The organism is Mesorhizobium sp. ESP-6-4, assembly GCF_020164735.1.
Lineage (GTDB): Bacteria > Pseudomonadota > Alphaproteobacteria > Rhizobiales > Rhizobiaceae > Mesorhizobium.
On sequence record NZ_JAIUGS010000004.1, the window covers coordinates 161,182 to 179,275 of the forward strand.

Genomic DNA, 18,094 nt, shown 5'->3' on the forward strand with positions numbered 1-18,094 from the left:
CAGAAACACGGAAAACAGGCGTGTCGCTCAAAACCGCGCAAGCGGTTTTGGGAAAACGACAGGCACAAGCATGGACCAAAGCGCATTGCCTGAATTCATTGCAGTGCGGCCAATCGGCCGACGAGCGGCGGCTCAACATCGCCCGCAAAACGCAAAACCGCCGGCGCGAAGGCCGGCGGTTCGGGTACGCAGTACTCAAGAACTCGATTACATAAGCACAAGCCGATAAACCAGGATTGTGGCCGAACTCCGGCTAAGCCAACCAACTGCTCTCGGGCGCCCTCGGACCACGCGGACCCCAAAATCCCCGGGGCACGCCCTTTACAAGGCGCCGGCCTCGTCCTCAAAACCGTCGTCGCCGCCTTCGGAGCCGCCATTCTCGAGGAATTTCTCGGCGATCAGTCCGGCATTCTGGCGCAACGCAAGCTCGACCTCACGCGCCGTGTCGGGATTGTCGCGTAGGAACAGCTTTGCGTTCTCGCGACCCTGGCCGAGGCGCTGGGAATTGTAGGAGAACCAGGCGCCCGACTTTTCGATGACGCCGGCCTTGACGCCGAGATCGATCAGCTCGCCGGTCTTCGACACGCCCTCGCCATACATGATGTCGAACTCAACCACCTTGAAGGGCGGGGCCAGCTTGTTCTTCACCACCTTGACGCGGGTCTGGTTGCCGACGACCTCGTCGCGGTCCTTGACCGAGCCGATGCGGCGGATGTCGAGGCGCACCGAGGCGTAGAATTTCAGCGCGTTGCCGCCGGTGGTCGTCTCGGGCGAGCCGAACATGACGCCGATCTTCATGCGGATCTGGTTGATGAAGATGACCATGGTGTTGGAACGCGAGATCGAGGCGGTCAGCTTGCGCAGCGCCTGGCTCATCAGGCGAGCCTGAAGACCGGGCAGCGAATCGCCCATCTCGCCCTCGATTTCAGCGCGCGGCGTCAGTGCCGCCACCGAGTCGACGACCAGCACGTCGATGGCGCCCGAACGCACCAGCGTGTCGCAGATCTCCAGCGCCTGCTCGCCGGTATCGGGCTGCGAAATCAAAAGGTTTTCGAGGTCGACGCCAAGCTTGCGGGCATAGACCGGATCGAGCGCGTGCTCGGCATCGACGAAGGCGCAGATACCGCCCTTCTTCTGGGCTTCCGCCACCGTGTGCAGCGCCAGCGTTGTCTTGCCCGAGCTTTCCGGCCCGTAGATCTCGATGATGCGGCCGCGCGGCAGGCCGCCGACGCCGAGCGCGATGTCGAGGCCGAGCGAGCCGGTCGGCACGGTTTCGATCTCGACCACCTGCTCGTTGGCGCCGAGCCGCATGATCGAGCCCTTGCCGAACGCGCGCTCGATTTGCGACAGCGCCGCGTCCAGAGCCTTTGATTTGTCCACTGCCTTATCCTCTACAAGCCGCAAAGAATTCTGAGCCATGATACATCACCCCTTGGTCGTCAATGAAGGCCGGACAATCCGTGATCCCTGCTTGTTTTGTACCTTTTTTGTTCTCATTTGGCAAGGGGCAACAAATATCTGAAAAATAATCAATATCTGGATTTGTTCTATTTTTGTCTCACCAGGGCTGGTGCGGAGTGCAACCACCGGTCCAGAAGAGATTTCGATACCCGGCCGTCCGAATCGCAACCCCGATTGCAGGGCGACGCGCAGAAACCTAGTGTGCGGCCGCACGATCAACGAAAGTCACCGACCCGAAATGCCGACATCCCCAGCAATCCTGGCGCTCGGCGGCGCCCATATCGACCGGCGCGGCCAGGTCTCGGGCGTCTATGTGCCCGCGGCTTCGAATCCCGGCATCATGCGCGAGGACGTCGGCGGCGTGGTTTTCAACGCGCTGCGCAGCGTGGTGAAGCGCGGCGTGTCGGCCTCGCTGATCTCGGTGCGTGGCGGTGACGCTGCGGCGGACACAGTCGCCTCGGCGATCGACAACGCCGGGATAAAAGACCTTTCGGTGGTGTTCCTCGACCGCACGACGCCGAGCTACACGGCGCTGATCGATGCCGAAGGCGAGTTGATCGTCGGGCTTGCCGACATGGCGCTCTACGACCTAGCCTTCCCCAAACAAATAAGGCGCGCCAAGGTGCGCGAGGCGATCGCCGCCACCGACGCCATCCTGTGCGACGCCAACCTGCCGACGGCGGCGCTGGAGCGTCTGCTGGCGCTTGCCGGCGGCCGGCCGGTCTTCGCCATCGCCGTCTCGCCGGCCAAGGTCGTCCGCCTGGCGCCGCTGCTCGACAACCTGTCGCTGCTCTTCATGAACCGCCGCGAAGCCGCCGCGCTGGTCGGCGCCGAGCCATCCGGCAAGGCCCTCGTCGACGCGCTCAGGCGGGCAGGCCTGAATGCCGGCGCGGTCACGTCCGGCAGCGCTCCAGTGCTGGGCTTCGACGACACCGGAAGCTTCGAGATCGATCCGCCCGCGCCGCGCAAGGTGGCCGACGTGACCGGCGCCGGCGACGCCTTGACCGGCGCAACCGTCGCCGCCTTGCTGCGCGGCCTGCCGCTGCGCGCCGCGCTGCGCGAAGGCCTTGCCGCGGCGATGCTCGCCATAGAGAGCCCGCAGGCCGTGCCGTCCTTCACGATCGCCAACTTCACGCAGGCGCTTGCCCTTGTGCCGGAGCCGCGGGAAGTGGCATAGGGCCACCACTGCCGAAGCAATCCCTTCGGATCGGAGACAGCCATGACGCCTGATACCGCCCGCCCCTTCGTCGATATCCATCCGCCCGTGGCGGAGGCGCTTGCCGCCGGCCGGCCCATGGTGGCGCTGGAAAGCACCATCATCACCCACGGCATGCCCTACCCCGACAATGGCGCCATGGCCGCCAAGGTCGAGCAGATCATCATCGATGGCGGCGCGGTACCGGCGACGATCGCCGTGGTCCAGGGCCGTATCAAGGTCGGCCTCTCCGACGGCGAGCGCGAATCGCTTGCCATGACCGGTGACGCCATGAAGCTGTCGCGCGCCGATCTCGGTTTCGCGGTCGCTCAAACGCGCACCGGCGGCACCACGGTTGCGGCGACCATGATCGCCGCGCATATGGCCGGCATAAAAGTGTTCGCCACCGGCGGCATTGGCGGCGTCCACAAGGGCGCTGAGAAAAGCTTCGATATCTCGGCCGACCTCGACGAGCTGGCGCGCACGCCGGTCATCGTCGTCTCGGCCGGCGCCAAGGCGATCCTCGACATCGAGAAAACGCTGGAAGTGCTGGAAACGCGCGGCGTGCCGGTTATCGGCCATGGCTGCGAGACGATGCCCGCCTTCTGGTCGAGGCAGTCGCCCTTCCGCGCGCCGTTGACGCTCAATGCGCCGGAAGACATCGCGCATTTCTACAGAACGCGCCAAGCGCTGGGCCTGGGCGGCGGCATCCTCGTCGCCAACCCGGTGCCGCAGAATGACGAAATCCCGGCCGCCGAGATGGACGGCTACATCCAGGCCGCGCAAAAGGCTGCCGAGGCGCTCAACGTCACCGGCAAGGCGGTGACACCGTTCCTGCTGTCGAAGATCCTGAAGCTGACCGGCGGTCGCAGCCTCAAGACCAACATCGCGCTGGTCGAGAACAATGCGCGGCTGGCGGCGGAGATCGCCAAGGCGTTATAGAACGTTCAAGTTGCGGCAGCCCGGCCAACCGCAATGGCCGAGTTCCTTCACACCCCCTCTGTCCCGCCAGCATTTCTAACTTTCACTTCCCCGCCCTTCGTCCCGCTTCATAAGCCCGCCGCGCCCACACTGCCATCTCGTCAGGATCATCGAAGGCCTCGTCGGGAATGCTCCAATAGGGCATCGCCACCTCCTTGCCGTGGCGCGAGCCGGTATAGGTCCATTGCTTGCAGCCGGCGGCTTCGAAGTCGGGAATTGTTTCCTCGTCCGCCTTGAGCATCAGCTCGCCACGCACGACGACCGCGACGATAACGCCGTCGCAATAGATGCCCTTGCCGCCGAACAGTTTTCGGATGGCGATCGGTCCAAGGCTTTCGAACAGTTCTTCAAGACGCGCATTGTCCATGCCGCGATCATCTCATCCGTCACCGGCCTTGTCATCGCCGCAACCAAAAGCATGCTGACAGGTTGAAATCTGAAAACGGAGTTCCCGCCATGCCCGTCCTGCTCAAAGGCTCCTGCCGCTGCGGCGCCGTCCGCTTCGAGGTGGAGAGCCACACGCCTGTGCCCTTCATGCTCTGCTACTGCTCGATCTGCCGCAAGCAGCAGGGCGGCGGCGGGTTCGCCATCAATCTCGGCGCCGACTACGAGACGCTTGATATCAGGGGCAAGCGCAATCTCGGCGTCTACCGGGCCGAGATCGAGGACGACGAGCATCCGCATTGCGAGGTCTCGACCGGCGAGCGCAATTTCTGCAGGAAATGCGGCGCAGCACTCTGGCTCTACGACCCGACGTGGCCGGACCTCGTTCACCCCTTCGCCTCGGCGATCGACACCGACCTGCCGACACCGCCAGAAAAGGTGCATCTGATGCTGAAATACAAGGCGAACTGGGTCGAGCCGGTCGTCGGCAAGAACGACAAGGCATTCGACGTCTATCCGGAGGAATCGATCGCCGACTGGCACAGGCGGACAGGGATGTGGGTTGATTAGGGCAATTCCAGCAAAGCTGCGCAGCAGTTTTCCGCCCGGAATTGCATCAAGACAACCATTTGGCGACAGGAGGCAGAAATGAACCTCACGACGCACAAGAAATTCAAAGGCGATCGTTTGATGCCTTGGGGCAAGGGCACGGTCGTCTCGGACGCCAAGGGATATGTTTTTCTGTCCGGCAACACCGCCACCGTCGACGACTACGATCCCTCGAAACACCAGGGCGGTGCTGTCGGCGACGCGGCAACGCAGTGGCGCGAAATCCTGGCCAACATCAAGTCGGACCTGGAGGAACTTGGCAGCTCGCTTGATCATTTGGTCAAGGTGACGTTCTACGTCAAAGGGCCTTTTCCGTCCGGCGGCGTTCTCAGCTCACCCAACTTTCGTCTGGACGTGCTGGACGAATTCTTTGCCGAACATTGCCCGAAGCACTGCAGCTACAACAACCCGCCGCCATCGGAGGTAATCGGCGTCGTCGCCCTGGCGCAGCCAGATCTTGTTGTCGAGCTTGTCGTCATCGCCGCATTGCCGGACTGAGCGGGAGCGTTGGCGCCTGATCAGGCCGAGGCGCGTGCCTCGGCAAGCGCCTTGAGGTCGGCAGGCTTCAGCTCGACGGATTCGCCGCAGCCGCAGGCCGAGCTCTGGTTCGGATTCTTGAAGGTGAAGCCGGTGCGCAGCGTGGTCTGCTCGAAATCCATCTCGGTGCCGAACAGGAAGAGCGCGGCTTCCGGCGCGACATAGACATGCGCGCCGTCGCGTTCGATATGGTCGTCCTTGGGATTCGGCTCGGTCACAAGGTCGACCGTGTACTCCATGCCGGCGCAACCGCCTTTCTTGATGCCGAGCCGGATGCCATGCGCGCTATCGCGCGCAGCCACGATCTCGCGCACGCGGTCGGCGGCCTTGTCGGTCATGGTGATGACGGCGAAGCGTCCCATATTTTTTCCTTCTCCATTCCATGCAGGTTCAAGGCCTGCCGAATGATTCTCACCTAAAATGGTGAAGTTTTACGACTGGCGCAAGGCCATCGGCCTCAATACCACCCGACCGCGACCTGCGCTTCTTCCGACATGCGGTCGGGCGTCCATGGCGGATCGAACACCATGGCGACCTCGACACCGGACACGCCCTCGACGGCGCCGACGGCGTTCTCGACCCAGCCAGGCATCTCGCCGGCCACCGGGCAGCCCGGCGCGGTCAGCGTCATATCGATCTTGACCGAACGGTCGTCCTCGATGTCGATCTTGTAGACGAGGCCGAGCTCATAGATGTCGGCCGGAATTTCCGGGTCGTAGACGGTCTTCAGCGCCGAAACGATGTCGTCGGTCAGCCGCGCCAGCTCGTCGGCGGGGATCGCCGAGGCCGAAACGATGCCGTTCGCGGCCGTTTCCGGCGCTTTTTCCGCGGTGGTGCTCATGTCGTCCATCATCATCACCCGAAGAACTTTCGCGCCTTTTCCAGGGCCTCGGCCAAAGCATCGACTTCGGCTCTGGTATTATACATGCCGAACGATGCCCTGCATGTGGAGGTGACGCCGAAGCGTTTCAACAGCGGCTGGGCGCAATGCGTTCCGGCCCGGACCGCGACACCTTGCCGATCGATCACCATCGACACATCATGCGCATGGATACCCTGCAATTCGAACGAGATGATGGCGCCCTTGCCGGGCGCGTCGCCGAAGATGCGCAGCGAGTTGATCGCCCGCAGCCGCTCATGCGCGTAAGCCTTGAGGTCCGCCTCGTGCGCGGCGATCCGCTCACGGCCGACCTTCTCCATATAGTCGAGCGCGGCGCCCAGGCCGATCGCCTGGACGATCGGCGGCGTGCCGGCCTCGAAGCGGTGCGGCGGCTCGTTGTAGGTGACGATGTCTTCCGTCACTTCCTCGATCATTTCGCCGCCGCCCATGAAAGGCCGCATCTCTTCCAGCCTGTCCTTCTTGCCGTAGAGCACGCCGATGCCCGACGGGCCATAGACCTTGTGGCCGGTGAAGACGAAGAAATCGCAGTCGAGATCCTGCACGTCGATCGGCATGTGCACGGCGCTCTGGCTGCCGTCGACGAGGACAGGAATTCCACGCGCATGCGCGATGCGCACGATCTCCTTGATCGGCGTCACCGTGCCCAGCGCATTCGACATCTGGGTGATGGCGACCAGCTTGGTGCGGTTGCTCAGGCGCTTTTCGAATTCCTCGATGTGGAAGGCGCCGAGATCGTCGACCGGCACCCAGACGAGCTTCGCGCCCTGCCGCTCGCGGATGAAATGCCAGGGCACGATGTTGGAGTGGTGCTCCATGATCGAGAGCACGATCTCGTCGCCCTCGCCGATCCGCGGCATGCCCCAGCCATAGGCGACCGTGTTGATCGCCGAGGTGGTGTTGGAGGTGAAGACGATATTGTCGGTGCTTGGCGCGTTGAGAAACCGCTGCACAGACTTGCGCGCATTCTCATAAGCGTCGGTTGCGGCGTTCGACAGGAAATGCAGGCCGCGATGCACGTTGGCGTATTCCTGGGAATAGGCGTGCTGGATGGTGTCGAGCACCACCTGCGGCTTCTGCGCCGAGGCGCCATTGTCGAGATAGACCAGCGGCTTGCCATAGATCTGGCGCGACAGGATCGGGAAGTCGCGGCGGATCGCCTCGACGTCATAGGGAGCGGTTTCGATCTTCTGGTCCATCACAAGCTCTTCCGAGGCACCGCCTCACTCCGTCCAACACCCTCATCCGTCTTGGCGCTTCGCGCCAATCCACCTTCTCCCACAAGGGGCGAAGGTTAGGCGCTAGCCGTGCGTCGAAAACCAGCCGTCGAGCCGCGCTTCCAGCGCTTCGACCAGCGCCTCGTCGTCCAATTCCTCGATCACTTCGGCGACGAACGCCTTCACCAGGAGACCCCGCGCCGACTTCTCGTCGATGCCGCGCGCCATCAGGTAGAACAGATGATCGTGGTCGATCTCGGTGACCGTCGCGCCATGGCCGCAGACGACATCGTCGGCGAAGATCTCCAGCTCCGGCTTGGTCGAGAACTCGCCGTCATCCGACAGAAGCAGCGTGTTGCAGGCCATCTTGGCGTTGGTCTTCTGCGCGTATTGATGCACGTTGATGCGGCCCTGGAAGACGCCGCGCGCCTTGCCGGTTACCACGTTGCGGATCACTTCGGTCGACGTGGTGTGCGGCACGGCATGGTCGAGCACCATGGTCACATCGGTGTGGGTGTCGCCGGCGAGAAGATTGATGCCGCGCAATTTGAAGTCGGCGCCCTCGCCTGTCGTCCTGACCACGACCTCCTGGCGCACGAGCCTGCCGCCGGCGTTCATGACGAACAGCGTCAGCTTCGCGTCCTTGCCGATATGCGCCTTGAACTGGGCGAGATGCGTGGCCGTGTCCGGCTGCTCCTGCACGATGAGCCAGGTCACCTCGGCGCCGTCGCCGATCACGAGCTGGCTGACCGAAGAGACGAGCGCCTCGTCGCCCTCGCCTGCCTGACGCTCGACGACAATCGCCTTCGCACCGGCGCCGACACGCGCCAGCAGCCGCACATGCGACTGGCCGCCGGCCTGCAGGTTCTGCAATTCGACCGGCTTTTCCAGCTCGGCGCCGTCGGCAATATCGACGAAATAGCCGTCGGCGACGAAAGCCGTGTTCAGCGCGCCGATCGCGTCGTCGCTGCCATAGGGATCCAGGCCGGGCGCGACGCTGCCGTCGGTCAGCTTCTCCGACAGGCGCTGCACCGTCACGCCGTCGATCTCCGTTAGCTTCATCTGCGAGACGCCGTTCAGCACCGGCAGCACGGCCGAGCCTTCAAGAACGGGCGCAAGCGCCTTGACGACGGCGCCGGCCTCGAAAGCCGGCACCGACGTCAGCAGCCGGCGCAGGTCCGTATAATGCCAGGATTCGACGCGGCGCGTCGGCAGGCCGTGCTTGATCGCCTCGATCGCATCGTCGCGCTTGACCATCACCGCGCCGTCGCCGGGCAGCAGCGACAGCCGTTCGCCGAAGGCGTCGATCAGCGCCGTCTCGGCCAAGGTCCGCTGGGGCTGTGCATGCATGTTCATGACTTTTGCCTCGACCGCTCCCATGTCACGCGGCTTGCCCGATCACGCCGGCATAGCCATTGGCCTCGAGATCGAGCGCCAGCGACTTGTCGCCCGACTTGATCACCTGGCCCCTGTAGAGCACGTGCACCGTATCAGGCACGATGTGCTCGAGCAGGCGCTGGTAGTGGGTGATGACGACGATGGCCCGGTCCGGCGAGCGCAGTGCGTTGACGCCGTCCGAGACGATCTTCAGCGCGTCGATGTCGAGGCCGGAATCGGTTTCGTCGAGAACGCAGAGCTTCGGCTCAAGCAGCTTCATCTGCAGGATCTCGGCGCGCTTCTTCTCGCCGCCGGAAAAGCCGACATTGAGCGGCCGCTTCAGCATGTTCATGTCCATGTTGAGCGAGGCTGCGGCGTCCTTCACGCGCTTCAAAAATTCCGGGATCTTCAGCGGTTCCTCGCCGCGCGCCTTGCGCTGCTCGTTCATCGCCACCTTCAGGAATTCCATGGTCGCGACGCCCGGTATCTCCATCGGATACTGGAAGGCGAGGAAGATGCCGGCGGTGGCGCGCTCGGCCGGATCCATTTCCAGGATCGACTGGCCGTTATAGAGGATGTCGCCTTCAGTGACCTCATAGTCCTCGCGGCCGGCGAGGATATAGGAAAGCGTCGACTTGCCCGAGCCGTTCGGCCCCATGATGGCGGCGACCTCGCCGGCTTTCACCGTCAGATTCAGGCCGCGGATGATCTCGGTGCCGTCGTCGACGATGCGGGCGTGCAGGTTTCTGATCTCAAGCATTGTTCTTTTCTCTAGTTAACTCGCCAGGGGGTGAGGGCAAACTTCCCCTGATCGTCCAAGTGGATCCATTCACCGAACTCCATAGCCAAATCGATCACGTTGTGCACATAACTGTGCCGGACCTTAAGATCGGCGGATTTGCTCGCCTCAACGGGATCGACTTGGGTACGAAGCCTACGGCCATTTAGAAAAATTGATTCATCGACAAAGTAGAAGAACGTCATCCTGAAGTTGCCGGTGTAGTCACCACCAAACCGCTCTGCGGCTTGTCCGTGATCATAGTCGAAACCTAGCGATTTCAACCTATCGTACCAAGTAAGACAGGTTCCCTTTGCAGGCAGATAGTTGCTGACAAGGTGCAACGTATCCACGTCAAATCTATCTTCCCGCTTGGTAGCGGATTTGGTAGCCACGCCGGATAAACCACCCAGTGTACCGCTCACGTAGTCGGGCCATTCCCGCCATTCCCCCCACCACGAGGTGCTGTGAAAATAGCTTAGCTCAGATGCGTCTACGCCTGACCGGAAAGCGCAGAATTGACGCCAAATTTCCATGAAAATCCGTTCCCGGCCTCCGAAATCCGAGGCAGGTCTTCCAGCCAGGGACGAAAACCACGCAGCCATAGGAGATTCAACGTCTTGCTGAACCCCTTCCGAGCTTTGCAGTGCCGCCGTTTTACGGCCGAAGAGTTTCACCCCACGCTCCCCTCGAGGCTGATGCCGATCAGCTTCTGCGCCTCGACGGCGAACTCCATCGGCAGCTGCTGGATGACGTCCTTGACGAAGCCGTTGACGATCAGCGCGATCGCCTCTTCCTCGGGGATGCCGCGCTGCATGACGTAGAACTTCTGGTCCTCGGAGATCTTCGAGGTCGTCGCCTCGTGCTCGAACTGCGCCGTCGAATTCTTGGCTTCCATGTAAGGCACGGTGTGCGCGCCGCACTGGTCGCCGATCAGCAGCGAGTCGCAATTGGTGAAGTTGCGCGCGTTGGTCGCCTTGCGATGCGCCGAGACCTGGCCACGATAGGTATTCTGCGAGAAGCCGGCGGCAATGCCCTTGGAGATGATGCGGCTCGACGTGTTCTTGCCGAGATGGATCATCTTGGTGCCGCTATCGACCTGCTGATAACCGTTCGACACCGCGATCGAATAGAATTCGCCGCTGGAATCGTCGCCGCGCAGGATGCAACTCGGATATTTCCAGGTGATCGCCGAACCGGTCTCGACCTGCGTCCACGAGATCTTCGAGCGATCGCCGCGGCAATCGCCGCGCTTGGTGACGAAATTGTAGATGCCGCCCTTGCCCTCGGCGTCGCCGGGGTACCAATTCTGCACCGTCGAATATTTGATCTCGGCATCGTCGAGCGCGATCAGCTCGACCACCGCAGCGTGCAGCTGGTTCTCGTCGCGCTGCGGTGCCGTGCAGCCTTCGAGATAGGAGACATAGGCCCCCTCCTCGGCGATGATCAGCGTGCGCTCGAACTGGCCGGTGTTCTTCTCGTTGATGCGGAAATAGGTCGACAGCTCCATCGGGCAGCGAACGCCCTTGGGCACGAAGACGAACGAGCCGTCGGTGAACACTGCCGAATTCAGCGTCGCGTAGAAATTATCGGAGGTCGGCACGACCGAGCCGAGATATTTTTTCACCAGCTCCGGATGCTCGCGGATCGCTTCCGAGATCGAGCAGAAGATGACGCCCGCCTGCGCCAGTTCCTTCTTGAAGGTGGTGACCACCGAAACGGAATCGAACACGGCATCGACCGCGACGCGGCCCGATTTATAGACGTTGTCGCTGGCTTCCTCGAGCTCCGAGGCATCGGTCTTCTGCACGCCGGCCAGGATTTCCTGCTCCTTGAGCGGAATGCCGAGCTTCTCGTAGACCTTGAGCAATTCGGGGTCGACCTCGCTCAGCGACTTCGGCCCCGGCGTGCTCTTCGGCGCGGCGTAGTAGTGGATGTCCTGGAAATCGATCTTCGGATAGTGGACGCGCGCCCAGGTCGGCTCTTCCAGCGTCAGCCAGCGGCGATAGGCCCCCAGACGCCATTCCAGCATCCAGTCCGGCTCATCCTTCTTGGCCGAGATGAAGCGAATGATGTCTTCGCTAAGGCCCTTGGGGGCCTTGTCCATCTCGATCTCTGTCTGGAATCCGTATTTATACTGGTCGACGTCGATCTTTCGAACCCGATCGATCGTCTCCTGCACAGCAGGCATAAGCGTTCTCCATCCACGCCGGGGTCAAGGCCCGGCAGTTTTCAAACTATGGCACCGCCGAAATCGCGTCCCAGGGAGGGACTCGCGGCGGAGTAAGTTTCATATAGTGCGTGTCCGCCGGAAATTCACCCGGCCAGGACAAAACGCACGGCTCTACCAGGCCCTAAAGCCTGAATTCTTGTTCAGGCAGCGGAAATCCGAGAACCGCAAGGCGTTTCTCGCTCCGATGCTCCGCCGTCAGGCGGCTTCTTCCTTGCCCGCGCGGCGGGCGACGATGCCGGCCAGTGCCGCCCGAAACGCCGCGATATCGTCGGCGCCGGTCGCACGGCCGATCGAGACGCGCAAGGCGCCCAGGCTGTCGCCATGCCCCATCGCCTTCAGCACATGGCTTGGCCCGACCTTCCCCGACGAGCAGGCTGAACCCGCCGACAGCGCGACGCCGGCGAGATCGAAAGCGATCTGCGCCGTTTCGGCCTTGACGCCGGGAATAGCGAAGAATGTCGTGTTGGCAAGCCTGGGAGCGCCATTTCCGAAAATTTCCGCGTCTGGCGCGAGGTCGCGCACGATCGCCTCGACCTCGTCGCGCCGGCTCGCGATGGCGTCCATGTCGGCGAGACTGGCCAGCGCGGCACGCGCCGCAGCGCCGAAACCGGCGATCCCGGCGACGTTTTCCGTGCCGGCGCGGTGGCTCTTCTCCTGGCCGCCGCCATTGATCAGCGGGCGCGGCATCATCAGGTCGGATGCGGCCACGATCGCGCCGACGCCCTTCGGGCCGCCGATCTTGTGCGAGGACAGGATCAGATAATCGGCATAAGGAATTGACATATCGAGCGGAATCCGCCCGGCAGCCTGCACGGCGTCGACGACCAGCACCCCGCCGGCGGCCTTGACGATCTCGCCGATGCGCCCGATCGGCTGGATAACGCCGGTCTCGTTGTTGGCGGCGTGGATCGCCACCAGCGGCAGACCAGCGGCCTTGTCATGCGCGGCGAGCGCGGCGGCCAGCGCCTCGATATCGGCAATGCCGTTCGGGTCGACGCCGATCTTCGTCACCTGCGCCGGCGCGAAGCGTCCACCATTCAGTATGCAGGGATGGTCGGCTTCGGAGACGAAGAGATGGCACATGCGGATCGATCCGCGTCCCATCTGCCAGTCGGGCGTAAGCAGCGTCGAGGCGGCTTCGGTGGCGCCGGAGGTGAAGACAATATGTTCAGGCTTGGCGTTGACCAGCCGCGCCACGTCGCGGCGCGCGTCCTCGACCAGCCGGCGCGAGGCGCGCCCTTCCGTGTGGACCGATGACGGATTGGCGGCATCAAGCGCGCCGACCATCGCTGCCCGCGCTTCCGCAATGAGCGGCGCGCTGGCGTTGTAGTCGAGATAGGCGCAGATTGCGGCCATTTTCGCTCAGTTCGTCCTTCCGCCGACTATCCCGCGAGGATAGCGCGTTATTTCCTTGAAATTGCAAGGCAAGCCGTCCTATTTACCCGGCTTGCGGCGCGGGCGGCCGGACCATCGGGTTTCGGCCTCCCAGTTTTGAACAATTCTAAACTAGCTTCTAGGAACACGCTCGCCCGGCGTCAAGGCCACAGAAGATGTGGGGCCGCGGGTGAGTCGGGATCAGGAAAGTTCCGGGCGAGCGCATTCATATGCCATGTGGAGTATTTTATGCCTGAGGTCATTTTCGCCGGTCCGGCTGGTCGCCTGGAGGGACGTTATCAGCCCTCGAAGGAAAAGAGCGCCCCGATCGCCATCGTGCTGCATCCGCACCCGCAATTCGGCGGCACGATGAACAACAAGATCGTCTACGACCTCTTCTACATGTTCCAGAAGCGCGATTTCACCACGCTGCGTTTCAATTTCCGCGGCATCGGCCGCAGCCAGGGCGAGTTCGATCATGGCACCGGCGAATTGTCGGACGCGGCCGCCGCGCTCGACTGGGTGCAGTCGCTGCATCCGGATTCGAAGAGCTGCTGGGTCGCCGGCTATTCCTTCGGCGCATGGATCGGCATGCAGCTCCTGATGCGCCGGCCCGAGATCGAGGGTTTTATTTCGGTCGCGCCGCAACCCAACACCTACGACTTCTCGTTCCTGGCGCCCTGTCCGTCGTCCGGCCTCATCATCCATGGCGATGCCGATAAGGTGGCGCCGCCGAAGGATGTGCAGGGCCTGGTCGACAAGCTGCACACGCAAAAGGGCATCACCATCACGCAGAAGACGATCCCAGGCGCCAACCATTTCTTCGCCAACGATTCCGAACTGCTGATCCAGGAGTGCGCCGACTATCTCGACCGTCGCCTGGCGGGCGAGCTGGCCGATCCGAGGCCGAAGCGGCTGCGCTAAGCGCGGAAGGCCGCCAGTCAGGGCGTCTTAAGGAATCTGGGTTTGATCGACTCCGGCCTCGACCGTATCGGCTGTCGAAGCCCTGCCTCTTGGCGCGCGGGACGGTACCAACCGGAACGTCCGCTTGCGCACCGGCAGCTTCGAACCGGTCTGGCCGAAGATGAAGCCGAGCCGGGCAAACACCAGCCCCGATAGCACCGCGAACGCCAGTCCGAGCCCGAAGCCCGCGACCGTGTCGCTGGGATAGTGCGCGCCGACGAAGATGCGTGTCGAAGCGATGCAGGCGGTGATCGCCAGCGCGATATACCAGCGCCGCGGGAACAACAGCAGCAGGATGCCGAAGACGGCGCCCATCGTCGTGGCATGGCCGGACGGGAAACCGGCAAAGCGCGCGTCCATGGCGAAAGGATGCAGCGACAGGACGCCAAAGCTGTCGAAATAAAGCGGCCGGGCGCGGCCGATTCCGTATTTCAGCACGTTGACCGCAAGACCGGAAAGGCCGACGGCGCATAGCACCAGGAACGCGAAACACGTCCAGTTGTAGACGATCATCCGGCCATGCCGGGACAGGCCGCGCCAATCCGTCAGATTGGCGGCGACGAGGCAGAGTGCCGCTGGAATGAGATACCAGCCGCCGAGGCCGAATTGCGTGAAGAAATCGGTGAAGCGCGCAAAGCCGGAGGACCATTCGCCGCGCATCTCGCCCGCTCCGGCGTCGAGGCGCAGGAAGATCGCCACGGTGAGCAGCGCCCAGGCCATGAGCCAGACGCTCCACAGAATTCTCGGATAGCGCGCCGGACGCACGGCAAAGCGTCGCCTCACGATCGACATCGTGTCGCGGAAATTGCCGAGCGAGCGGCGGTAGAGGGCAAGGGGCGGCGCGGCGGACATGGCTGGGCGCTTATAGGGACATTCGATGCCCGACGCTATTCATCACGGCGCCACCCGGTAAAGCCCGAGCGACAGCTTGTCTCCCGACGAATAGTTGATGCCGTCGATCTCGGTCAGCCGCTTTGCCGACTTGCCCTGAGCGGCCAGCACGTTGGTAAGCTTCTGCTCGTCCTTGATCGGCGCCAGCCCGAGCGCGCAGGATGGATCGGCGAGCAGATGTTGCCCCACGCCCTCGATGTCGGTCAGCACGGTCTTGGTGCCGACCAGGAAGACCAGGCTTGGCTCCTGGAACTTCGCCGAGGCAAGCACCGTGGTGTCGCAAGGGCGGTTGGCGTCGACAGCGGCCTTGACGGCGGGGCTCAGCCAGATCGGTTTCAGCGACGGCGCGATCACGCCGAACAGCAGGCTGAAGGTGATGCCGGCGCCGACCGCGATGGCCGCGATGCGCGGCAGCGGCACCTGCAACTGCCTGGGGAAGGCAAGATAGCCGGTGACCAGAGCGGCGATCGCCGCCGGTATGCTCCACCAGGAGAAGGTCTTGGCTAGGTAAAGCGGCGCGCCGACGCAGACCACGGCAAGGCCGATCGCCACCACGGCAAGGCCGAAAGCCGTCGCCCACCACAGCCATGTCTGCCAGCGCTTCAGCGGCGCGTTGGCCTTGTCCGCCGGCAAGGTGAGCAGCCAGCCGACCAGAAGCGCCATGCCCGGATAGGCCGGCAACACGTAATGCGGCAGCTTGGTCGGAATCGCCTCGAACACCAGCCAGAACGGGATGTACCAGGCCAGGCAGAAGCGCAGCCGCGGATCGTCCCAAAACCGGTTGATAGCCTGGAGCCCGGCGCCGACCGCAATCAGCCCGAAGGGCCACATGAACAGCGAATAAGTCAGCATATAGAAGCCGGGCGGCAGGCCGTGCGATTCCTCGCCTTGCGCCACCTTGTTCAGCATGTCCTTGCCGACCGCTTCCTGGAAGAAGGCCCCGCCGCTCTTCCAGGTGATGAGGATAAGCCACGGGAGCACGATCGCCAGCACGATCAGGACGCCGCGCACCAGCTTCATCTTGAGGAGCCAGCGCCAGTCGCGGTCGAAGGCAAAGAGGGCAGCGGCGGTCAGCAGCGACAAAAGCGGTGAAACCGGGCCCTTGATGAGGATACCGAAGCCTTGCGCGATCCAGAAAATCCACGGCAGATGCCCGGGAACCGGATCGTTGCGCTTGGCTGCCCAATACACCTGCGCCAGCGCGCCTTGCGCCATCACGCAGCAGGCGAGAAGCATGGCATCGGTCTTGGCGTCGCGCCCCTCGAAGGCGGTGGCGAAGATCGCCGCCATCATCAGGCCGGCGGCCAGCCCGGCATTGGCGCCGAAGAATTTTGTCCCGGTCCAGCCGATGCCGACGACCGCGAGCGCGATGCCCAGCATCGAGACCAGGCGATAGACCCAGATCGGCGCCGCGGCCCCCTCGCCGCTCAGCGCGACCGCCGCCGACTGCAGCCAGTAGATGCCGATCGGCTTCTTGTAGCGCGTGACATCCTGCAGGCGGATATCGACATAGTCGCCGGTCTCGACCATCTGCTTGGTCGACTGGACGAAACGGGATTCATCGCGGTCGACCGGCGGCAGGCTTGCCAACCCGCTGACGGTCATGACGATGCTGAACAGAAAGAGGAAGAGGGAGTTCCTGTTCATCGCGGGAGCTTTTCCGATCTGAAACTGCGGGATGGCCCCGTCGCGGTGCATGGCGCCGTGTCTTTGCGCGGCGCCTCATTACGCCAGCAAAAAGGGCGAAGCAAGGACGCCGGCGCCGCATACGCCGGACGCAAAACCGGAAACCACTCTGCTGATCGCGTGTTTGTTGGTTGAAGCGCGATCGGACGCAAAACCGGAAACCACTTTTGCTGATCGCGCTTGGATGCTAAACGCGCGCCTTCATATCAAGCATGGCCAAGCGCCCGGCGACCTCCAGGAAGAAAAAATGTCCGCCTTCAAATCCGATTTCCTGCGCATCATGAGCGAGCGCGGCTTCATTCACCAGATTTCGGATGAATCGGCCCTCGACCAGCTTTTCGCCAAGGAAACGGTGAGCGCCTATATCGGTTTCGACGCCACCGCCAAGAGCCTGCATGCCGGATCGCTGATCCAGATCATGATGCTGCATTGGTTGCAGCAGACCGGTCATCGGCCGATCGCGCTGATGGGCGGCGGCACGTCGATGATCGGCGACCCGTCCTTCAAGGACGAGGCGCGCAAGCTGCTCACTCCTAAGGACATCGAGGACAATCTCGTCGGCATCCGCCGCAATTTCGCGCCTTACCTGAAATTCGGCAGCGGCCCGGGCGACGCGGTCATGGTCAACAACGCCGACTGGCTGATGCAGATCAACTACGTCAATTTCCTGCGCGATGTCGGCCGGCATTTCTCCGTCAACCGCATGCTTGCCTTCGATAGCGTGAAGCTGAGACTCGATCGCGAGCAGTCGCTGTCCTTCCTCGAATTCAACTATATGATCCTGCAGGCCTACGACTTCGTCGAGCTCTACAAGCGCGTCGGCTGCCGGCTGCAGATGGGCGGCTCGGACCAGTGGGGCAATATCGTCAACGGCATCGACCTCGGCCACCGCATGGAGGGCGTGCAGCTCTTCGCCATGACCACGCCGCTGCTCACCACCTCCTCCGGCGCCAAGATGGGCAAGTCCGCCTCGGGCGCGGTCTGGCTCGATGGCGACATGCTCTCGCCTTACGAATTCTGGCAGTACTGGCGCAACACCGAGGACGCCGATGTCGGGCGCTTCCTGAAGCTCTACACGACCCTGCCGCTCGACGAGGTGGCGCGCCTTGAAAAGCTCGGCGGCTCGGAGATCAACGAGGCGAAGAAGATCCTCGCCACCGAGATCACCGCCATGCTGCATGGCCGCGAGGCGGCCGAGACCGCAAGCGAGACGGCGCGCAAGACTTTCGAGGAAGGCGCGCTCGCAGACACTCTGCCCAGCGTCGAGGTCGCCAAATCGGACCTTGAGTCAGGCGTCGGCATCCTGGCGCTGTTCGTGAGCGCCGGGCTGGCCGGCTCGAACGGCGAAGCGCGCCGGCATGTCCAAGGCGGCGCCGTGCGCATCAACGATCAGCCCCTGACCGACGAGCGCCGCGTCGTCACGCTTCAGGATCTCGGCCCGGAAGGCGTCGTGAAGCTTTCGCTCGGCAAGAAAAAGCATGTGCTGGTACGGCCGATCTGATCGGCCGAA

Annotated in this window: 19 protein-coding genes; 7 read left to right on the forward strand and 12 right to left on the reverse strand. The window is 63.1% G+C overall.

What is annotated here, in order from left to right; translation table 11 throughout:
• The first annotated feature begins 20 nt into the window (after positions 1–20).
• Positions 21–215 carry a hypothetical protein gene (locus LB523_RS10335; protein ID WP_224602547.1) on the forward strand — a complete coding sequence of 65 codons (195 nt, stop codon included), beginning with the start codon at positions 21–23 and terminating at the stop codon, positions 213–215.
• Positions 216–321: 106 nt separating this feature from the next.
• Here the strand turns inward: LB523_RS10335 and recA are convergent, their stop codons facing one another.
• Positions 322–1,419 carry a recombinase RecA gene (gene recA / locus LB523_RS10340; RefSeq protein ID WP_095765184.1) on the reverse strand — a complete coding sequence of 366 codons (1,098 nt, stop codon included), beginning with the start codon at positions 1,417–1,419 and terminating at the stop codon, positions 322–324.
• A gap of 280 nt (positions 1,420–1,699) precedes the next feature.
• On the opposite strand from recA, the gene LB523_RS10345 reads away from it, so the two are divergent.
• A complete protein-coding gene (locus LB523_RS10345; RefSeq protein WP_224602549.1) occupies positions 1,700–2,638 on the forward strand; it encodes a carbohydrate kinase family protein in 939 nt (312 codons plus the stop codon).
• Positions 2,639–2,680: 42 nt separating this feature from the next.
• Positions 2,681–3,598, forward strand: coding sequence for a pseudouridine-5'-phosphate glycosidase (locus LB523_RS10350; RefSeq protein ID WP_224602551.1), 918 nt, complete (start codon positions 2,681–2,683; stop codon positions 3,596–3,598).
• Between the two features lie 82 nt (positions 3,599–3,680).
• Here LB523_RS10350 and LB523_RS10355 read toward each other — a convergent pair whose 3' ends face one another.
• Complete coding sequence (locus LB523_RS10355) at positions 3,681–4,004, reverse strand: TfoX/Sxy family protein (RefSeq protein WP_224602552.1); 324 nt, start codon at positions 4,002–4,004, stop codon at positions 3,681–3,683.
• Between the two features lie 89 nt (positions 4,005–4,093).
• Here LB523_RS10355 and LB523_RS10360 point away from each other — a divergent pair, with 89 nt between their 5' ends.
• Both LB523_RS10360 and LB523_RS10365 read left to right on the forward strand, forming a co-directional pair.
• Positions 4,094–4,591: a GFA family protein gene (locus LB523_RS10360; protein ID WP_224602553.1), complete on the forward strand. Its 498-nt coding sequence runs from the start codon at positions 4,094–4,096 to the stop codon at positions 4,589–4,591.
• A gap of 78 nt (positions 4,592–4,669) precedes the next feature.
• Positions 4,670–5,128, forward strand: a complete 459-nt coding sequence (locus LB523_RS10365; RefSeq protein WP_224602554.1) for a RidA family protein — start codon at positions 4,670–4,672, stop codon at positions 5,126–5,128.
• Positions 5,129–5,148: 20 nt separating this feature from the next.
• Here the strand turns inward: LB523_RS10365 and sufA are convergent, their stop codons facing one another.
• The 8 genes from sufA to LB523_RS10405 form a co-directional block, all read right to left on the reverse strand.
• A complete protein-coding gene (gene sufA, locus LB523_RS10370) occupies positions 5,149–5,529 on the reverse strand; it encodes a Fe-S cluster assembly scaffold SufA (protein WP_224602555.1) in 381 nt (126 codons plus the stop codon).
• 95 nt (positions 5,530–5,624) lie between these two features.
• Positions 5,625–6,017, reverse strand: a complete 393-nt coding sequence (locus LB523_RS10375) for an SUF system Fe-S cluster assembly protein (protein WP_224602556.1) — start codon at positions 6,015–6,017, stop codon at positions 5,625–5,627.
• A 5-nt stretch (positions 6,018–6,022) separates the two neighbouring features.
• Positions 6,023–7,264, reverse strand: a complete 1,242-nt coding sequence (locus tag LB523_RS10380; RefSeq protein WP_224602557.1) for a cysteine desulfurase — start codon at positions 7,262–7,264, stop codon at positions 6,023–6,025.
• Positions 7,265–7,366: 102 nt separating this feature from the next.
• The gene (gene sufD, locus LB523_RS10385; RefSeq protein WP_224602558.1) at positions 7,367–8,638 is read right to left on the reverse strand and encodes a Fe-S cluster assembly protein SufD; all 1,272 of its coding nucleotides are present in this window, start codon (positions 8,636–8,638) and stop codon (positions 7,367–7,369) included.
• Positions 8,639–8,663: 25 nt separating this feature from the next.
• Positions 8,664–9,419, reverse strand: a complete 756-nt coding sequence (gene sufC, locus LB523_RS10390; RefSeq protein WP_140840206.1) for a Fe-S cluster assembly ATPase SufC — start codon at positions 9,417–9,419, stop codon at positions 8,664–8,666.
• A gap of 11 nt (positions 9,420–9,430) precedes the next feature.
• A complete protein-coding gene (locus tag LB523_RS10395) occupies positions 9,431–10,114 on the reverse strand; it encodes a hypothetical protein (RefSeq protein ID WP_224602559.1) in 684 nt (227 codons plus the stop codon).
• Positions 10,111–11,628, reverse strand: a complete 1,518-nt coding sequence (gene sufB, locus LB523_RS10400) for a Fe-S cluster assembly protein SufB (RefSeq protein ID WP_140542626.1) — start codon at positions 11,626–11,628, stop codon at positions 10,111–10,113. The genes LB523_RS10395 and sufB overlap by 4 nt, the downstream gene beginning before the upstream one ends.
• Positions 11,629–11,865: 237 nt before the next feature.
• Positions 11,866–13,026, reverse strand: coding sequence for a cysteine desulfurase family protein (locus tag LB523_RS10405; protein ID WP_224602561.1), 1,161 nt, complete (start codon positions 13,024–13,026; stop codon positions 11,866–11,868).
• 267 nt (positions 13,027–13,293) lie between these two features.
• Between LB523_RS10405 and LB523_RS10410 the strand changes: the two genes are divergently transcribed.
• On the forward strand, positions 13,294–13,968 hold the full coding sequence (locus LB523_RS10410) for an alpha/beta hydrolase (protein WP_095765174.1): 675 nt from the start codon (positions 13,294–13,296) through the stop codon (positions 13,966–13,968).
• 27 nt (positions 13,969–13,995) lie between these two features.
• Here LB523_RS10410 and LB523_RS10415 read toward each other — a convergent pair whose 3' ends face one another.
• Together LB523_RS10415 and LB523_RS10420 are read right to left on the reverse strand one after the other, a co-directional pair.
• Complete coding sequence (locus LB523_RS10415) at positions 13,996–14,859, reverse strand: phosphatase PAP2 family protein (protein ID WP_224602564.1); 864 nt, start codon at positions 14,857–14,859, stop codon at positions 13,996–13,998.
• Between the two features lie 42 nt (positions 14,860–14,901).
• Positions 14,902–16,545, reverse strand: coding sequence for an ArnT family glycosyltransferase (locus LB523_RS10420; RefSeq protein ID WP_224602565.1), 1,644 nt, complete (start codon positions 16,543–16,545; stop codon positions 14,902–14,904).
• A 286-nt stretch (positions 16,546–16,831) separates the two neighbouring features.
• Between LB523_RS10420 and tyrS the strand changes: the two genes are divergently transcribed.
• Positions 16,832–18,085: a tyrosine--tRNA ligase gene (tyrS, locus tag LB523_RS10425; protein WP_224602566.1), complete on the forward strand. Its 1,254-nt coding sequence runs from the start codon at positions 16,832–16,834 to the stop codon at positions 18,083–18,085.
• Positions 18,086–18,094 lie beyond the last annotated feature (9 nt).